Annotated in this window: 16 protein-coding genes and 1 pseudogene; 10 read left to right on the top strand and 7 right to left on the bottom strand. The window is 59.7% G+C overall.

Translation table 11 applies throughout. From position 1 onward, the window contains the following. The first annotated feature begins 33 nt into the window (after positions 1–33). The 3 genes from ACP7CZ_RS08455 to ACP7CZ_RS08445 are packed head-to-tail and all read left to right on the top strand — an operon-like array spanning position 34 to position 3,706. A complete protein-coding gene (locus tag ACP7CZ_RS08455) occupies positions 34–1,842 on the top strand; it encodes a sensor histidine kinase (RefSeq protein ID WP_259038105.1) in 1,809 nt (602 codons plus the stop codon). Further along, positions 1,839–3,224: a sigma-54-dependent transcriptional regulator gene (locus ACP7CZ_RS08450; RefSeq protein WP_034125509.1), complete on the top strand. Its 1,386-nt coding sequence runs from the start codon at positions 1,839–1,841 to the stop codon at positions 3,222–3,224. Before ACP7CZ_RS08455 ends, ACP7CZ_RS08450 begins: the two co-directional genes overlap by 4 nt. A 26-nt stretch (positions 3,225–3,250) precedes the next feature. Then, the gene (locus ACP7CZ_RS08445; protein WP_034125508.1) at positions 3,251–3,706 is read left to right on the top strand and encodes a thioesterase domain-containing protein; all 456 of its coding nucleotides are present in this window, start codon (positions 3,251–3,253) and stop codon (positions 3,704–3,706) included. 127 nt (positions 3,707–3,833) lie between these two features. On the opposite strand, the gene cysQ is transcribed toward ACP7CZ_RS08445, so the two are convergent. Both cysQ and nudE read right to left on the bottom strand, forming a co-directional pair. Next, entirely contained in the window at positions 3,834–4,670 is an 837-nt protein-coding gene (gene cysQ / locus ACP7CZ_RS08440; protein WP_034125507.1) for a 3'(2'),5'-bisphosphate nucleotidase CysQ, read from the bottom strand. After that, positions 4,667–5,233 carry an ADP compounds hydrolase NudE gene (nudE, locus tag ACP7CZ_RS08435; protein WP_014716485.1) on the bottom strand — a complete coding sequence of 189 codons (567 nt, stop codon included), beginning with the start codon at positions 5,231–5,233 and terminating at the stop codon, positions 4,667–4,669. Before nudE ends, cysQ begins: the two co-directional genes overlap by 4 nt. A gap of 87 nt (positions 5,234–5,320) precedes the next feature. Between nudE and yrfG the strand changes: the two genes are divergently transcribed. Then, positions 5,321–5,986: a GMP/IMP nucleotidase gene (gene yrfG / locus ACP7CZ_RS08430; protein WP_034125505.1), complete on the top strand. Its 666-nt coding sequence runs from the start codon at positions 5,321–5,323 to the stop codon at positions 5,984–5,986. A gap of 127 nt (positions 5,987–6,113) precedes the next feature. Here yrfG and lysM read toward each other — a convergent pair whose 3' ends face one another. Continuing rightward, complete coding sequence (lysM, locus tag ACP7CZ_RS08425; RefSeq protein ID WP_043047371.1) at positions 6,114–6,554, bottom strand: peptidoglycan-binding protein LysM; 441 nt, start codon at positions 6,552–6,554, stop codon at positions 6,114–6,116. Between the two features lie 242 nt (positions 6,555–6,796). Between lysM and fdhD the strand changes: the two genes are divergently transcribed. The 3 genes from fdhD (at position 6,797) to ACP7CZ_RS08410 (ending at position 10,812) form a co-directional block, all read left to right on the top strand. Continuing rightward, the gene (gene fdhD, locus ACP7CZ_RS08420; protein WP_003187702.1) at positions 6,797–7,636 is read left to right on the top strand and encodes a formate dehydrogenase accessory sulfurtransferase FdhD; all 840 of its coding nucleotides are present in this window, start codon (positions 6,797–6,799) and stop codon (positions 7,634–7,636) included. Further along, entirely contained in the window at positions 7,633–9,981 is a 2,349-nt protein-coding gene (locus tag ACP7CZ_RS08415; protein ID WP_186526723.1) for an FdhF/YdeP family oxidoreductase, read from the top strand. The genes fdhD and ACP7CZ_RS08415 overlap by 4 nt, the downstream gene beginning before the upstream one ends. A 348-nt stretch (positions 9,982–10,329) precedes the next feature. Beyond that, complete coding sequence (locus tag ACP7CZ_RS08410) at positions 10,330–10,812, top strand: glycine zipper domain-containing protein (RefSeq protein ID WP_034125502.1); 483 nt, start codon at positions 10,330–10,332, stop codon at positions 10,810–10,812. Between the two features lie 146 nt (positions 10,813–10,958). On the opposite strand, the gene ACP7CZ_RS08405 is transcribed toward ACP7CZ_RS08410, so the two are convergent. The 3 genes from ACP7CZ_RS08405 to ACP7CZ_RS08395 form a co-directional block, all read right to left on the bottom strand. Beyond that, on the bottom strand, positions 10,959–11,390 hold the full coding sequence (locus ACP7CZ_RS08405) for an acyl-CoA thioesterase (RefSeq protein WP_294172890.1): 432 nt from the start codon (positions 11,388–11,390) through the stop codon (positions 10,959–10,961). After that, positions 11,300–13,339 carry a RecQ family ATP-dependent DNA helicase gene (locus ACP7CZ_RS08400; protein ID WP_294172892.1) on the bottom strand — a complete coding sequence of 680 codons (2,040 nt, stop codon included), beginning with the start codon at positions 13,337–13,339 and terminating at the stop codon, positions 11,300–11,302. The genes ACP7CZ_RS08405 and ACP7CZ_RS08400 overlap by 91 nt, the downstream gene beginning before the upstream one ends. A 224-nt stretch (positions 13,340–13,563) precedes the next feature. Continuing rightward, entirely contained in the window at positions 13,564–14,739 is a 1,176-nt protein-coding gene (locus tag ACP7CZ_RS08395) for a tetratricopeptide repeat protein (RefSeq protein ID WP_294172895.1), read from the bottom strand. Between the two features lie 174 nt (positions 14,740–14,913). Between ACP7CZ_RS08395 and ACP7CZ_RS08390 the strand changes: the two genes are divergently transcribed. Continuing rightward, entirely contained in the window at positions 14,914–15,084 is a 171-nt protein-coding gene (locus ACP7CZ_RS08390; protein ID WP_087149535.1) for a YhfG family protein, read from the top strand. Next, positions 15,084–15,275 (top strand): annotated as a pseudogene (locus tag ACP7CZ_RS08385) (cell filamentation protein Fic); the annotation flags it as partial. The gene ACP7CZ_RS08390 and the pseudogene ACP7CZ_RS08385, both read left to right, overlap by 1 nt. A 13-nt stretch (positions 15,276–15,288) precedes the next feature. Here ACP7CZ_RS08385 and ACP7CZ_RS08380 read toward each other — a convergent pair. Next, positions 15,289–15,486: a hypothetical protein gene (locus tag ACP7CZ_RS08380; RefSeq protein ID WP_202616647.1), complete on the bottom strand. Its 198-nt coding sequence runs from the start codon at positions 15,484–15,486 to the stop codon at positions 15,289–15,291. 301 nt (positions 15,487–15,787) lie between these two features. Between ACP7CZ_RS08380 and ACP7CZ_RS08375 the strand changes: the two genes are divergently transcribed. Continuing rightward, positions 15,788–16,264 (top strand): hypothetical protein, encoded by a 477-nt coding sequence (locus tag ACP7CZ_RS08375; protein WP_294172899.1) that lies wholly within the window; start codon positions 15,788–15,790, stop codon positions 16,262–16,264. Positions 16,265–16,483 lie beyond the last annotated feature (219 nt).

Genomic DNA, 16,483 nt, shown 5'->3' with positions numbered 1-16,483 from the left:
CATAATGCGCCTGTACCCACAGGCGCGACTTCCATGACCCCACCCCTTCCGCGAAGACCCCGCTGGCGCAGCCTCGCCCTGCTGGCTCTGTGCCTGGCACCGCTGTTGTGGCCGCTGGAGCATTTGGCCGAGCGCTATTACCGCAGCGAGCTGGCCGGGCAAAACCGCCAGACCCTCGACCTCTACGTCGCCAACTTGCTGGGCACCCTGCATCGCTACGAAATACTGCCGCAGATCCTCGGGGACTTACCGGCCCTGCGCACTGCATTGGGCGCGCCCCACGTCAGCACCCACCTGGTCAATGCCAACCAGTTGCTCAAGGACGTCGCCGCCCAGGCCGGGGTAGAGGTGATGTATCTGATGGACACCACCGGCAAGACCCTCGCCGCGTCCAACTGGGACAAGCAAGACAGCTTTGTGGGGCGCAACTTTTCCTTCCGTCCGTATTTCAGCGAAGCCATGGCCGGGCGCCTCGGACGGTTCTTCGGCCTGGGCACCACCTCGGCCAAGCGCGGCTACTTCTTCGCCGCCGCGGTGCGTGACGGCGATACCGTCATCGGCGTGCTGGTGGTGAAAGTCGACCTGGACCACACCGAAAGTCTGTGGGGCAATACCCCGGAACAATTGCTGGTCACCGACCACAACGGCGTGGTGATCCTCACTTCGCGACCGCAATGGCGATTCCGCGCCACGCGGCCACTGACCGCCGAAGAACGCCAGGCCATCATTGCTATCCAGCCCTACCCCACCCGCGACCCGCAGCCGTTGAGCCTCAGCAGCAGCGCTTGGCTGCGCCAGTCCACGGCTATCGCCGAGACCGGCTGGAACGTGGAAATCCTCGCGCCGCGCTCGCTGATCAACCGCCCGGTGCGCACGGTCGTCGCCGTGGGCGGTGCCACGTTGTTGGTGCTGATGCTGTTGCTGGGGTTGCTGATGCAGCGCCGCCGGCACTATCTGGAACGCATCGCCTTCGAAGCCAAGGCCCGCCGCGAGTTGGAAATGCGCGTGGCCGAGCGTACCAGCGACCTGGAGGGCCTTAACCGGCGCCTTAAACAGGAAGTGCTGGAGCGCGAGCATGCCCAGCAAGAACTGGTGCGCGCCCAGGATGATCTGGTTCAGGCCGGTAAACTCTCGGCGCTGGGCACCATGTCGGCGAGTATCAGCCATGAACTGAATCAGCCACTGGCGGCGATTCGCAGCTATGCCGAAAACGCCGAGATCCTGCTCGACCATGAGCGCACCAACGATGCCCGCGGCAACCTCAAGCTGATCAGTGAATTGACCGGGCGCATGGCCTCGATCATCGCCCACTTGCGTGCCTTCGCCCGCCGTGACCGTCACGCGCCGGAGAGCGTGGCCCTGCAACCGGCACTGGATGACGCCCTGGCATTACTGGCCAAGCGTCGGCGTTCGATGGAGGTGGAGTTGATTCGCGACTTGCCAGAGGCGACCTTGTGGGTGCAGGCCGGTGAAACCCGTCTGCGCCAGGTGCTGGGTAACTTGCTGGCCAATGCTCTGGACGCCCTCACCGAAAAAGGCCCGCCACGCAGACTCTGGCTGAGTGCCGAAACCACGCCCCTGGGCGTCAACCTGTACATTCGCGACAATGGCCCGGGCTTTTGCATGGAAGCCCTGGGCCGCGCCAGCGAGCCGTTCTACACCACCAAGACGCGCACCCAGGGCCTGGGCCTGGGCCTGGCGATCTGCGACACCCTGATGCGCGCCTTCGGCGGCGAACTGTTGTTCGCCAACCACAAGGAGGGCGGCGCGCTGTTAACCTTGAAATTGCGCGCCGGCTCGCCGGGCGTCAGTCTGCAACCGTCCGAGGACCGCAGTGTATGAGTATCGACAACTCGATTCAGGTGGTATTGATCGACGACGATCCACACCTGCGTCAGGCCCTGTGCCAGACCCTGGACCTGGCCGGCCTGAAAGTCCTGCCCCTGGGAGAAGCCAACGGGCTCACCGCACGCCTGTCCCGCGACTGGCCGGGCGTGGTAGTCAGCGACATTCGCATGCCCGGCATGGACGGCCTGGAACTGCTGGCTGAACTGCACGGCCAGGACCCCGACCTGCCGGTGCTGCTGATCACCGGCCACGGCGACGTACCGCTGGCGGTGCAAGCCATGCGTGCCGGCGCCTATGACTTCCTGGAAAAACCCTTCGCCAGCGACGCGCTGCTCGACAGCGTGCGCCGTGCCCTGGCCCTGCGCCGGCTGGTGCTGGACAACCGCAGCCTGCGCCTGGCTCTCAGCGACCGCCAGCAACTCAGTACGCGCCTGGTAGGGCACTCGCCACAGATGTTGCGCCTGCGCGAGCAAATCGGTGCACTGGCCGCGACCAAGGCCGATGTGCTGATCCTCGGCGAAACCGGAGCAGGCAAGGAGGTCGTCGCCCGCGCCCTGCACGACCTCTCAAGCCGACGCAGCGGCCCGTTTGTGGCGATCAACGCCGGGGCGCTGGCGGAATCGGTGGTGGAAAGCGAACTGTTCGGCCATGAACCCGGCGCGTTTACCGGCGCGCAAAAGCGCCGCATCGGCAAGTTCGAGTTTGCCAATGGCGGCACGCTGTTTCTGGATGAAATTGAAAGCATGAGCCTGGATGTACAGGTCAAGTTGCTGCGCCTTTTACAGGAGCGCGTCGTGGAACGCCTGGGTGGCAATCAGTTGATCCCGCTGGATATCCGCATTATCGCCGCCACCAAGGAAGACCTGCGCCAGGCCGCCGACCAGGGCCGTTTCCGTGCCGACTTGTATTACCGCCTCAATGTGGCGCCGCTGCGCATTCCCCCGCTACGGGAACGGGGTGAAGATGCGCTGATGCTGTTCCAGCACTTCGCCGACGAGGCCAGCAGCCGCCACGGCCTGCCCTTGCACGAACTGCAACCGGGCCAGCGCGCGCTGTTGCTGCGCCACAGCTGGCCAGGCAATGTGCGGGAACTGCAAAACGCCGCGGAGCGTTTCGCCCTCGGCCTGGAGTTGGCCCTGGATAACACCCAGGACCACCCCGCGGCCGGTGTGCTGACCTCCACACCCGGAGGCCTGAGCGAGCAAGTCGAACAGTTCGAAAAAAGCCTGATCGCCGCCGAACTGACCCGCCCCCACAGCTCTGTGCGCAGCCTCGCCGAAGCCCTGGGCGTACCGCGCAAAACCTTGCACGACAAACTGCGCAAACACGGCCTGAACTTCGCCGACAGTGCCGGCCAGAGCGCCGATGACGAATGACATCGTCCACCTACAAAGAGGCCGCCATGAGCCGTGATAGCCGTTACCTGGAATCCATCCTCCACCACGACATCCCACTCACCCGGGAAATGGGCCTCAGGGTGCTCGACTGGCAACACGACCAACTGCAACTGCACCTGCCCTTGCAAGCCAATATCAACCACAAGAGCACCATGTTCGGCGGCAGCCTCTACTGCGGCGCGGTGCTGGCGGGTTGGGGTTGGCTGCACCTGAAGCTGCGTGAAGCCGGGATTGAAGACGGGCACATCGTGATTCAGGAAGGTCAGATCAGCTACCCGCTGCCGGTGACCCAGGACGCGACAGCCATTTGCGCGGCGCCGGATGAAAAGATTTGGAAGCGCTTCGTGGCGACCTACCAGCGCTATGGGCGGGCGCGGTTGGCGCTGGAGACGTGGATTGTGAATGAGGGCAGTGCAGAGCGTGCCGTCGTCTTTACCGGCCAATACGTCCTGCATCGCTAGCAGCCATGACACAAAACAACTGTGGGAGCGGGCTTGCCTGCGATAGCGGTGGATCAGCCAATACCTGTATGACTGACACTGCGCCATCGCGGGCAAGCCCGCTCCCACATTTTGCTCTGCAGTGGCCTTAAGATCTGGCCAGGGTCAACAGCCGCTCACGCCACGCCGCCTTGGCCGGCAACGCCAGAAAGAACGGGTTCAGCAACGACTCCCGCGCCGGGTAACTGAACGGCTTGCCATTCAACTCCAACACTTCGCCCCCAGCCCCTTCCAATACACCCTGGGCCGCTGCGGTATCCCACTGCGAGGTCGGCGCCAGGCGCGGATAACAATCGGCACTGCCCTCGGCTAATAAGCAAAACTTCAAGGAGCTGCCGATATTCGCCAGTTTCAACTCGCCCAAGCCTTCACTGAGGCCATTGAGCAGGCGCTCCTGCTCAGGGCTGGTATGACGACGGCTGGCCACCACCGTAAAAGCCTCACCCGAAGCCGGGGCCTGGCGTACTTGAATCTGCTTGGGCGCTGCATTGACGTCCGACCGCCAAGCCCCCAGGCCCGCGCCGCCGAAGTAGCAACGGCCAGTGGTCGGTATCGACACCACGCCGAACACCACGCGGCCCTGTTCGATCAATGCAATATTGACGGTGAACTCTTCACTCCCAGAAATGAATTCCTTGGTGCCATCCAGAGGGTCCACCAACCACCAGCGCTGCCAGCCGGCACGCACGCTCTGATCGATATCGGCGTCCTCTTCAGACAGCACTGGAATGCTTGGGTCCAGCGCGGTGAGGCCTGCGAGAATCAGATGGTGGGCAGCCAGGTCGGCAGCCGTCACGGGAGAATCATCCGCTTTGGACGTCACGGCTACCTCGGCACGCCAGTACGGCAGGATGGCTTCACCCGCCTGCCGAGCCAATTCAATGACCGGTGCGATAAACGGGTGGCCTAAAAACAGTTCGCTCATGCGGTGAACGCTCCACGCTGGGTCAACAGGTCTCTTACCAGATACAGCGCAGCCAGGGCGCGACCTTCGCTGAACTGCTCGTTTTGCGCCAGCGCCGACAGCTCACGCAGGTTGACCCGGTCTACCCGCATTGGTTCGGGCTCATCACCTTCAAGACGCTCTTCGTAGAGATCGGTAGCCAACACCACCTGGATCTTCTGGCTCATATAGCCGGGCGACAATGACAGCTCGGTGATGTGCTCCAACTGCCGTGCACCGTAGCCGGCCTCTTCCTTGAGTTCGCGGTCTGCCGCTGCAAGCACGTCTTCGCCGGGCTCGATCAGGCCTTTGGGCAACGACAATTCATATTCGTCAGTGCCGCCGCAGTATTCTTCCACCAGCACTGCATGATCTTCATCGATCATCGCCACAATCATCACAGCGCCGTAGCCCGTGCCACGCCCGACAAGACGCTCATAGGTCCGCTCAACGCCATTGGAAAAGCGTAATTGCACTTCCTCCACGCGGAACAAACGGCTACTGGCGACTATTTCGCGGGCGAGGACAGTGGGTTTCTGGCGCATAAACGGCTCCTTGGCGTGATCGGGTTACTATACCGTGGCTTTTCCGATTGTCTGTGTCGGATATTTTTACTTACATGAGACCCCACCATGCCCTCTCTGCCCTGGCACGCCATCGACACCGTCCTGCTGGACATGGACGGCACCCTGCTCGACCTGCATTACGACAACCACTTCTGGATGGAACACCTGCCGCAACGCTATGCCGAACTGCACGGCGTAAGCCGAGCCATGGCCGAGATGGAGTTGCAGCCACTGTTCGAGCGTAACGCCGGACAGTTGCAATGGTATTGCCTGGATTTCTGGAGCGCCGAGCTCAAGATCCCGGTGCGCGAACTCAAGTTGGAAACCGCCCACCTGATTGCCCTGCGTCCGGATGCCGATACCTTCCTGGCGGCGATCAAACAGGCCGGCAAGCGCGTGATCATGATCACCAACGCTCATCGTGATTCGCTGTCATTGAAGTTGGAGCGCATTGAACTGGCGCCGTATTTCGAGCGATTGATCAGCTCTCACGACTACGGTTTCCCCAAGGAAAACCCGCAATTCTGGGAGGCCTTACAAGCGGATATCCACTTTGACCCGGCCCGTAGCCTGTTTATAGATGACACTTTGCCGATCCTGCGCAGTGCCCGGGATTTCGGCGTGGGACATTTACTGGCAGTGAAAGAACCTGATAGCAAAAAAGGCTCAAAGGACACCGCAGAATTTGCGGCCGTCGGGGATTATCGAGAACTCATCGCCGGGCTTATGTAGGAGCGAGCTTGCTCGCGAAAAACGTCAACGATAACGCGTGCTTCCTGGATAAACGCGGTGCCTGTGAGTTTTTCGCGAGCAAGCTCGCTCCTACAAAAGGGCGAGCTTGCTCATTTTATCCTGCGTATTACTCAGGGATGCGCAGTGTCTGGCCCGGGTAGATCTTGTCCGGGTGCGACAACAGTGGCTTGTTAGCCTCGAAGATCTTGTTGTACTGGTTGGCATTACCGTACACCGCCAGGGAAATCGCGCTGAGGGTATCGCCCTTTTTCACTACGACGAAACGAGCAGCGGCAACCGCAGGACCACTGACAGTAATCTGGTCATCCACACTTGCCACGCCGGCAATGTTGCCCAGCGCCAACAGGATCTTTTCTTTCTCTTCCTGCGTGGCCACTTCACCGGTCACCGTGACCTTGTCGCCATCCACCGTGGTCTGCACGTTTGGATTACCCAGGCCCACCTTGCTCACATGCTCCTTCAACTGCTCACTGGCGTTCGCATTACCCGGCGTCAACAGGTCGACAATCTTTTCGCCGGCTTCTTTGATAAAGCTAAAAATACTCATGGTGCGCTCTCCTTGGGATTTAATTTCCAGATGCCCAAGACTAGACCAGTCCTGCCGACTTGGGTTCCAGACTGGCTAAAGACTCAAAAGTATCGCAATCACCCCTGCCTGGAATAAGCCCGACGAAAACGCGGGTGAACCTTGATCGACGCCCTCTATCAATAGATCAATACAGGCGATTAGACGCGCCCCTTTGTCGCGCCTAGTCTAATCACTGATCAATCCGCCGGTGGTACTGCCCCATGAACGCCAAGCGCCCTCACTGCGCGGCGCCCGCTCTCGAATCGACCGCGCCCGTCGCCAGCCAGAGCTATCACTATTGCAATCTTGAACACACTGAAGTCGCCAGCACTGCGCTGGCCGAAGAAGTGGCGTTGGCAATTGCCTATAACGATATCAGCCAGGCGGTGATGCTGGTGACGCCTACGGACCTGGAAGACTTCATTGTAGGTTTCAGCCTCGGCAGCGGCATTATCACCGACGTTAACGACATTTATGACCTGAAAATCAGCGGTTCAGGCGCAGCCCAGTACGCCCAGGTACAGGTTTCCAGCCGTGCGTTCTGGAACCTCAAGCAGCAACGCCGCCAATTGGCGGGCACCAGCGGCTGCGGCCTGTGTGGCGTGGAAGCGGTAGAGCAAGCATTGCCCGACCTCCAGGTACTGCCCGGCGCGCCCTTGCCGCCGGCGCAGTGGCTCGACGGCCTGCGCCAGCGTATCAGTGCATTCCAACCCCTGGGCCAGCACAGCGGCGCCGTGCATGCGGCGGTTTTTATGAACAGCCAGGGCGAATTGCTGATGGGTCGCGAAGACATCGGCCGGCATAACGCCCTGGATAAATTGATTGGCGCGTTGATCCGCCAAAAGATTCCGACCGACGGCGGCCTGGCGATTGTTACCAGCCGCTGCAGCCTCGAATTGATTCAGAAAGTCTTGCGCGCGGGCATCCAGACCCTGGTCAGCCTGTCGTCGCCCACCGGCCTGGCCCTGCAATGGGCACGCCGGCACAACCTCAACCTCATCCACCTGCCGCAAAAAAGCGCGCCACGGGTCTATAGCCCTGCGATGGAGCACCAGCCATGAGCCTTCACCACCAAGCCGACCAGACCCCAACCCCACGCTACAAGCCCTATAAAGGCCCAGCCGGTGGCTGGGGCGCCCTGATCAGTGTGGCGCAAGCCTGGCTGACCAGTGACAACGCCCTCAAAAACCTGCGCATGATGCTCAAGACCAATCAGAACGGCGGCTTCGACTGCCCGGGCTGCGCCTGGGGCGACTCGCCGGAAAGCGGCATGGTCAAGTTCTGCGAAAACGGCGCCAAGGCGGTCAACTGGGAAGCCACCAAGCGCCGTGTCGATGCGGCCTTCTTCGCCAAGCACAGCGTCACGGCGTTGCTGGAGCAAAGTGACTACTGGCTGGAGTATCAGGGCCGCCTGACGGAGCCAATGCGCTATGACGCCGAGAGCGATCGCTACCTGCCCATCAGTTGGGATGCAGCGTTCGATCTGATCGGCAAGCACCTCAACGCGCTGCCCAGCCCGAACATGGCCGAGTTCTACACCTCGGGCCGCGCCAGCAACGAAGCCGCCTACCTGTACCAGTTGTTCGTACGCGCCTTTGGCACCAACAACTTCCCGGACTGCTCGAACATGTGCCACGAAGCCAGCGGCGTAGCCCTGGCGCAGAGTGTCGGCGTGGGCAAAGGCACTGTGACCTTTGATGACTTCGAACATGCCGATGCCATTTTCGTCTGGGGCCAGAACCCCGGCACCAACCACCCACGCATGCTCGAGCCGCTGCGCGAAGCGGTGAAACGCGGCGCTCAGGTGGTGTGTATCAACCCCCTGAAAGAGCGCGGCCTGGAGCGCTTCCAGCACCCGCAACATCCGCTGGAAATGCTCACCAACGGCGACAAGCCGACCAACACCGCCTACTTCCGCCCGGCGCTGGGTGGCGATATGGCTATCTTGCGTGGCATGGCCAAGTTCCTGCTGCTGTGGGAACGCCAAGCCCTGGCCGAAGGCAAGGAAGCGGTGTTCGACCACGACTTCCTCAATGAGCACACTGCCAACGTCCTGGAATACCTGGGTCAGATCGACGACACCTCGTGGGAGGAGATCGTCGAGCAGTCCGGCCTGACCCTGGTGGAGATTGAGCAAGCGGCACGCATGTACGCCAAAGGCAAGAATGTAATCATGTGCTGGGCGATGGGGATTACCCAGCACCGCCACTCGGTGCCGACCATCCAGGAAATCGCCAACCTGATGCTGCTGCGCGGCAATATCGGCCGCCCAGGTGCCGGGCTGTGCCCGGTGCGTGGCCACAGTAACGTACAGGGCGACCGCACCATGGGCATCAACGAACGCCCACCGGTGGCGTTTCTGGACGCGCTGGAGCGTCGTTTCCAGTTCCAGGTGCCTCGCGACAATGGCCATAACGTGGTGGAAGCGATTCACGCCATGCTTGAAGGCCGCTCCAAAGTCTTTATCGGCCTGGGCGGCAACTTTGCCCAAGCCACGCCAGACAGCACGCGTACCTTTGAAGCGCTGCGAAATTGCGACCTGACCGTGCAGATCAGCACCAAGCTCAACCGCAGCCACCTGATGCACGGTAAAGATGCGTTGATCCTGCCGTGCCTGGGCCGCACCGACATAGACATCCAGGCCGACGGCCCGCAAGCGGTGACGGTGGAAGACTCGTTCAGCATGGTCCACGGCTCCAACGGCCAACTGCAACCGCTGTCGAAACTGATGAAGTCCGAGCCGGCGATCCTGGCGGGCATTGCTGCCGCCACCCTGGGCAGCAAGCCCGTGGATTGGAACTGGCTGGTGGCCGACTACGGGCGCATCCGCGACCTGATCGCCGACACCATCCCAGGCTTCAAGGACTTCAACGAGAAAATCAAACATCCAGGCGGCTTCTATCTGGGCAACTCCGCCGGCGCACGCCGCTGGAACACTCCATCAGGTCGCGCCAACTTCCGCCCGAACATCTTGCCCAAAGACCTGATCCACGAACGCACCCACGCCACGGGCCGAGTGCCGGACCTTATCATGCAGTCAATGCGCTCCCATGATCAGTACAACACCACCATCTACGGCCTGGACGACCGTTATCGCGGGGTCAAAGGCCAGCGTGACGTGCTGTTCGTCAACGAAGCCGACATCATCCGCCTGGGCTTCAAGCCGGGGCAGAAGGCAGACATCGTGTCGCTGTGGGAAGACGGCCGTGAGCGCCGCGTGAAGGGCTTTACGCTGCTGGCATTTGATATTCCGGCGGGGCAGGCGGCGGCTTACTACCCCGAAGTGAACCCATTGGTGCCATTGGAAAGCACTGGCGATGGTAGCCATACGCCAACGTCCAAGTTTGTTGCGATTCGCTTGGAAGCGGCGAGTGACAATGGGTTGATCATGGCGCGCTCGGCCTGACTTGATCCGAGATATGTGTTTCTTGAACTACCGCTTTCGCGGGCAAGCCCGCTCCCACACTGGGATGGGTTCACCATTGAGACTGTGTGGACCGATCGAATGTGGGAGCGGGCTTGCCCGCGAGAGGCCAGCACAAGCACCACACATTCTGCAGGCACAAAAAAAGGCCGCTTTTGCATAAAAGCGGCCCTTCCGAAGTAGCTAAAGACCCGTAAAAACGACTTAAGTTCCCCATACAAAACAGCAACTTAGCAAATTGTATACAACCTCTGCCGCCGGTCGGATTTCGATTGTCAGCGCCTCGATACAACCTCAGGATCGCGCCGTCATCCCTTGAGGTTTCCCTGAATGAAGTTCTCCTCGATTCTCTTGTTGTCCCTTGGCCTGGTCAGTGGCGCAGCCATGGCAGGCGGCACCACCGAAGCCGGTGTAGGCGGCGCATTGGGTGGGGTACTAGGTTCTGTTGTCGGCCAGCAGTTGGGCGGCAACACCGGTTCGACCATTGGCGCGGCCCTGGGCGGCGCAGGCGGTAGTGCAGTCGGCGCCGACAAACGTAGCCGTGGCGAAGCCGCCATTGGTGGCGCACTGGGCGCAGCCGGCGGTAACGTCGTAGGGCGCAGCGTTGGCGGCAGCACCGGTGCACTGATCGGCTCCGCAGCCGGCGGTGGCGCGGGCGGCGCGCTAGGCAACTACATGGGTAACGAAAGTGATCGCGACAGCCGCCATTACCGCGATCGCGACCGTGATGATCGTCGCTACTACCGCGATGGCCACCCAGGTCGCGGCCATGCCTATGGGCATCGCAAGAACAAGCATCGTTATCGCGACTGATAAACCCGCGCTCTGACGAACACATCCGATGTGGGAGCCGGGCTTGCCCGCGATAGCAGTGAATCAGGTTTAGACGTACTGCCTGATACTGCGCCATCGCGGGCAAGCCCGGCTCCCACATTTGGTCTGTATTGCTTGTAGGTGCGTCAAACCAGCAGCCGCTGCATCGCTTCGCGCAACATTCCCGGAATCGGCACTGGCTGGTTCGAGGCTCGGTCCACAAACACATGGACAAAGCGCCCCGCCGCACACGCCTCCTCCTCGCCCGCCTTGAATACCGCCAGCTCATACTGCACCGAGCTATTGCCCAGCTTGCCCACCCGCAGGCCGACCTCAATGCACTCGGGAAAAGCGATCGAGGCGAAGTAATCGCAGGCCGAACTCACCACAAACCCCACCACCTCACCGTCATGAATATCCAACCCGCCCTGTTCGATCAGGTAGGTATTAACGGCTGTATCGAAGAAGCTGTAGTAAGTGACGTTATTCACATGGCCGTAGGCATCGTTGTCGTGCCAACGCGTGGTGATCGGTTGGAAGTGGCGGTAATCGTCGCGCACAGGCGTTGAGTCAGGCATCGGCAAGTCTCATCAAAGTTGATCCAATTGAGCTGGGCCCAGTCGCGCACCTCGGCGTAGGGGTAGTCTTCCAGCGCAGCAAAACCGGGAATGCCTCGCGCCTTCAACTTGGTAAACAACGGTACGCTGATACCGCCAAGGAAACGCGTCAAACGCTCCGCATTCGGCAAGTGCCCCGTGTGCTCATGATGCCTGTGGATAAAATCACCGCACAGCCCCATGAAGTTTTTATCCACAAGCGGCGGCAGGCTCGGCGGCGCCGGCAGATGGGCGACCTGGCCGTGGCATACCGAACAATGCCCGCAACGCCGGGGCGCATTATCATCACCAAAGTAGTGCGCCAGACGTTGCCCCAGGCAGTGGTCGGTGGCGAACAGGTCGAGCATGGCGTGAATCCGCGCGACCTCCGTCACCTCATGCTGCTTGAAGCCTGTGTATAACTCGGCGCTTAACGCGTGGGGGCCGAAATGGGTGTCGAGCAAACTGTAGACCTCAGTCATCTGCTTGCTTTCGAGCTCGATCAGGCCCTGCTCCTGAAAATAATCCAGTGCCTTCACCACCCGACTACGCTCGGCATTGTGCTGTTGATAAAGCGCATCGAAATCGACCGTCGCCCAGGTTTTAGCGCGCTTGCACACCTGGATGATCGCCGCGACAAACTGCTGCCGCTCGCCGGTAAAACGCGCCAGCAAGGCCTCGGGCTCGATCAGGTATTTGAAACGGTATTCCGCATAAAACGCATAGCGCGGCGCGATCACGCCCTTGAGCTCCAACTGCACCAGGAGCGTCTTGAGCGGCAACTCGCGAATATTGCTGTGGTCCGACAGCGACCTGAGCAGGAACTCCCACTGCCCTTCACTACGCGCGGCCTGCAATTCCTCCAGTACGCGCAAAATGCCGTCCTGCTCCGGCGTATCACCGTACACGAAGTTTTCCAGCACATTGAGGCTGTCGCGGTTGGCCAACACCAGGCAATCCGACGGCTGCCCGTCACGCCCTGCGCGGCCGATTTCCTGGCTGTAGTTCTCGATTGACTTGGGCAGGTCGAAGTGCACGACATTGCGGATGTCACTCTTGTCGATGCCCATGCCAAACGCGATAGTTGCGACAATGCAATTGGAACGCCCGCCCATGAAACGCTGCTGGATACCTTCGCGTTTTTCATGGGGCAGCCCCGCGTGATAAGCCTCGGCCTGAATACCGTGGCGGTTCAGATGCTCGGAAATCTGTTCGGCGGTTTTCTGCAAGGTGACGTAGACAATACTCGGCTGGTTGGCCCGCGCTTTCATCCATTCCAGCAGCCTGCGGCGTTTGTCGTGGCCGCTGACCGGTTCCACCAGCAGGTTGAGGTTGGGGCGATAGAAGCCCGTGGTCACTACATCTTCGGCAGCAATGGCGAACTTGGCCTGCATGTCGGCGATCACCTGGGGCGTGGCCGTGGCCGTCAGCAACAGCGCCTGAGGGATGTTGAACTGGCGCTGGTAGTCCGGCAGCTTCAAATAATCCGGGCGGAAGTTGTGGCCCCATTCGGAGATACAGTGCGCCTCGTCTACCACCAGCAACGAGATCTGCACGCTGTTCAGGAAATTACGGAAACGCTCGTTCTTCAAACGCTCCACGGAAATCATCAGAATCTTGAGCTCGCCCGATCGCGCACGGGCCATTACATCATTGGCCTCATCACGGCTCTGGGCCGAGTCGATACTGCCCGCCGAAATGCCATGGCGCTGCAGGAAACCCAACTGGTCCTGCATCAACGCCAGCAACGGCGACACCACCAGCGTCAGGTGCGGCAGCAACACGGCCGACAGCTGGTAACACAAGGATTTGCCCGACCCCGTAGGGAAAATGGCGGCGGCAGATCGCCCAGCCAGCACGGCGCTGACCGTCTCTTCCTGGCCCAAGCGAAAGTGTGGGTAACCAAAGACCTGCTGGAGGGTGTCGTGCATAAGGCTGTCACTCCATTGACCGCTGAGTTGGCTCAAAAACATAGCCCGGGATTCTCAGCGAATCGAGAAAGGTCGCGAGGAAAAAAGAGACAGGATGATACACAGAGGGAAGGATGGCTCAGGGCCGAAGTGGGACTTTTCCGAGAAAGTAACAAGACGCAGCAGATACAAATGTGGGAGCTGGCTAGCCCTCTCCCACATTTTAAAACCGTGCTACTGCTGAATCAGCGGTTTTGCACCCGCTCGATCGCCGTGTCATACACCGGGTTGGCCTTTTGCTCCTTGGCCAACTGGTAATGACGCAGCGCATCCGGGAACTGCTCGGCCGCTTCGTAGATGCGTGCAATGTTGTAGTAAGCACCGGCGCGCACAGTCGCGGCATTGGTACCGGTGGCCAGGGCGATAGCCTTGCGGTTGGCCCAGATCGACTCCGCGGTATTGCCGGCTTTCTGATACGCCAGGCCCAGGTTGCCGTAAGCCTTGCCGAAGCTGTTATCCAGCTCGATGGCTTGACGGAAGAAGTCGATGGCCTGGTCCAGGTTACCGGCCTGGTAGGCCGCTTCGCCCTTGAGGTTCAGCTTCTTCGCATCGGCCTGTGCCGACGTGCTCGCCGTCACGGCAGTGACGGCCACACTGTCGTCCAGCAACGGCTTGACCTCGTTGAGTACATCTTCGGCGCCAACTCTCACGCCGGTGAAGGTGTTGATGTCCTGGAAGTCGCCACTGCCGGTCATGCGGAACACAGTCCACAGGTTGCCCGTGCGGTTCTGCGGCACATAGTAGGTGCGTACCAGGGATTGCCCCATGTACACGAACACCTTGGCCTCACTGTTGGACAACTCGCTGGAGGTGGGAGAGCCGCTGTTGGAATAGTCGTGCACGGCATAGACGTAGCTTTCGCCGTAATGCTTTTTCTGCAGGGTGATGGTCTCCGGGCCATAGCTATCGGTGTCATCCACGTCCAGTTCGGCGTCGGTGCCCTTTTTATTGTTGAAGAAGATGTTATTGCCGGGGAAGATCATATGGGAGTCGAGGTCGCGCGGAGCCTTGCCCCAGGTCAACACCACACGCAGGCCGTCGAGATTTTCCATCACCGGGCTGATGGCATAGGTCATGCCTTTGCACGGGCACTTCACCACCAGGTTGGAATAGCCAGGCTTCTTGATGATCAGCAGGTTGCTGGCATCGTCAGCCACTTCACTGGTCAGCGTCACCTGGCCTTGCGCGTTGGTACGGCCCACCACGTTCTGCGCGCCATTACGTTGCAGCAGCACCTCGGCATCGGCGATTTTCTGGTCCTTGACCACCGCGCTCAGCACTTCAATCGGCAACTGCTCGGCCTGGGCAGAAAACGCCACCGCACACAAAGACATCGCCGAGGCGACACGAAGCAAACCCATGCTTAACTCCCTTTAAGTAGTGGGCGGAATCGCCCTACAAGATTTTGCGGTGAAACATACGCTGAAATGAGCTCGCTGGCAGATTTTTATACAAGTTGTGACGGGCGTTTTATCCCGCCTACCGAGCTACGCATTGCGCTACATTCAAGCCTTGCTTTCCAAGAGGACGCAGCAATGAGCGAACTGACGTTTGAGCAAAAACAGGATCACTATCACAAGATCCGGCGTTCCAATTACTTGGCCAGCCTGCGCCTGGAAGGGTTCGATACCCAACCGACCGACGTCGACAAACCCCTGCCGACACGCGAAGCCGTCCTTGCCAAGTACCGCAACACCTCTAGCTGATGCTCGACAAATACGGGGTGGGCCAGGCCCCATACTGCTACCCCGGTAGCAGCACTCTGCGCAACCGCCTCCATTTGCTCGATGAGGCACGCCTGCACCAGGCCGAGCGGGAATTATCCGAAATCGCCGTAGGCAACCTTCCACTCTTTCCGTCGCCCTACGACCTTGATCGCCTGTTACCCGCTTCTCATCGACACTCAAGCATCAGCCATAGACATCCAATCCGCCGCCCACCAGCGTATCCGCGCCGCCAGCGACTGATTGGAAACTTTCTCTTGCCTGACCTTCGAACACGCTGACCTCAAAGACATTACCCACATCATTAATGCGCTGTACCTGCTCGTTCAGGACGGCCGTGATTTGTTGGAAGCCGCGCAACACGTTCAGCTGCAACCTGAACAAGCGCAAGTCTAAGCAACACCTGTGTAGGAGCGAACTTGCTCGCGAAAATCGCCAACGATGACGCGGTAAATCAGAAAAAACGCGGCGCCCTTGAGTTTTTCGCGAGCAAGCTCGCTCCTACAACTGATCAGCTTTACCCATTACATCGTTGCAAGCCATAAATGCCGGAGGCTTTTGTAAGACACCGCCAAACGTCACGCCATCCGTTTCCCAAACTGCTTCAAATACCCGTTCAACCCTCTATACCAGTTACGCGTAGCCGACTGAACATAACCTCCTATCAACTGTCTCGGAAAAAACCGTGAACATCGAAAGGACTCAATATATCGGCCACTATGGCATCACTTTCACGGTAGTTCGACTCACCGTGATGCCAAACAATCGACAAGAGCTAGCCACACTTTGCTTGCTGGAAGCAAAAGCTTCAGTGATAGAGGTCCGCTTGCGGCTTCAGAAGTTGTACGAAAGGATGCTCGCCCGAGATCTATCCTGCGTCATGACAGTGGGCGTCTCAAAGCCACTGACCAGGAAGCAGGCAGATAGCTTGAACAATCGGAACAACCTCATAAAAGAAATCATTTCTGGCGCAGTTACAGCCCCTGTCGGGATCATATCCAGCAAAGCAGAATCGATAGTCGAGAACGCTACCAGCGATTTGATTTCTCGCAGGATCCGTAACTTTCACAGCGCAGACATCGTCATTGGCCTGGATGCTCAGGTCAGCGGTGGCATAGGCCCGCAGCGCTCAAGTGTCTCAATGCATGTGCACTCCAGATGAACTTTAGTCAATGGCTTTACCTACAAACAGCGCTATTGTTCGCTCTCCATCTGCTGCTGTATTACAAAATCACTGACGGCACGTTAAGAACGCGTTTCGCCGTTACCTTCATCGTAACGGGACTGCTTCTGTTGTTCTGGCTACCCTACATCGCCATTGTCCTGAACATTCAACTTCTTCCCCTGGCCTTGTTCTTGATAGGCTTGGCTCTCTTCGCCA

It is taken from the genome of Pseudomonas sp. DWP2-2, assembly GCF_049897065.1.
In the GTDB taxonomy this organism is placed as follows: Bacteria; Pseudomonadota; Gammaproteobacteria; order Pseudomonadales; family Pseudomonadaceae; genus Aquipseudomonas; species Aquipseudomonas paracarnis.
Note: the sequence above shows the minus strand (reverse complement) of the source record. Positions and strands in the feature narration are given on the sequence as shown.

Bases quoted from the DNA above. Each gene is read 5' to 3' on its own strand.
- ACP7CZ_RS08390 (WP_087149535.1), top strand. From the start codon at position 14,914: ATGAGCGAACTGACGTTTGAGCAAAAACAGGATCACTATCACAAGATC.
- ACP7CZ_RS08405 (WP_294172890.1), bottom strand. From the start codon at position 11,390: ATGCCTGACTCAACGCCTGTGCGCGACGATTACCGCCACTTCCAACCG.
- ACP7CZ_RS08410 (WP_034125502.1), top strand. From the start codon at position 10,330: ATGAAGTTCTCCTCGATTCTCTTGTTGTCCCTTGGCCTGGTCAGTGGC.
- cysQ (WP_034125507.1), bottom strand. From the start codon at position 4,670: ATGAGCGAACTGTTTTTAGGCCACCCGTTTATCGCACCGGTCATTGAA.
- nudE (WP_014716485.1), bottom strand. From the start codon at position 5,233: ATGCGCCAGAAACCCACTGTCCTCGCCCGCGAAATAGTCGCCAGTAGC.
- ACP7CZ_RS08395 (WP_294172895.1), bottom strand. From the start codon at position 14,739: ATGGGTTTGCTTCGTGTCGCCTCGGCGATGTCTTTGTGTGCGGTGGCG.
- ACP7CZ_RS08450 (WP_034125509.1), top strand. From the start codon at position 1,839: ATGAGTATCGACAACTCGATTCAGGTGGTATTGATCGACGACGATCCA.
- ACP7CZ_RS08455 (WP_259038105.1), top strand. From the start codon at position 34: ATGACCCCACCCCTTCCGCGAAGACCCCGCTGGCGCAGCCTCGCCCTG.
- lysM (WP_043047371.1), bottom strand. From the start codon at position 6,554: ATGAGTATTTTTAGCTTTATCAAAGAAGCCGGCGAAAAGATTGTCGAC.
- yrfG (WP_034125505.1), top strand. From the start codon at position 5,321: ATGCCCTCTCTGCCCTGGCACGCCATCGACACCGTCCTGCTGGACATG.
- ACP7CZ_RS08415 (WP_186526723.1), top strand. From the start codon at position 7,633: ATGAGCCTTCACCACCAAGCCGACCAGACCCCAACCCCACGCTACAAG.
- fdhD (WP_003187702.1), top strand. From the start codon at position 6,797: ATGAACGCCAAGCGCCCTCACTGCGCGGCGCCCGCTCTCGAATCGACC.
- ACP7CZ_RS08445 (WP_034125508.1), top strand. From the start codon at position 3,251: ATGAGCCGTGATAGCCGTTACCTGGAATCCATCCTCCACCACGACATC.
- ACP7CZ_RS08400 (WP_294172892.1), bottom strand. From the start codon at position 13,339: ATGCACGACACCCTCCAGCAGGTCTTTGGTTACCCACACTTTCGCTTG.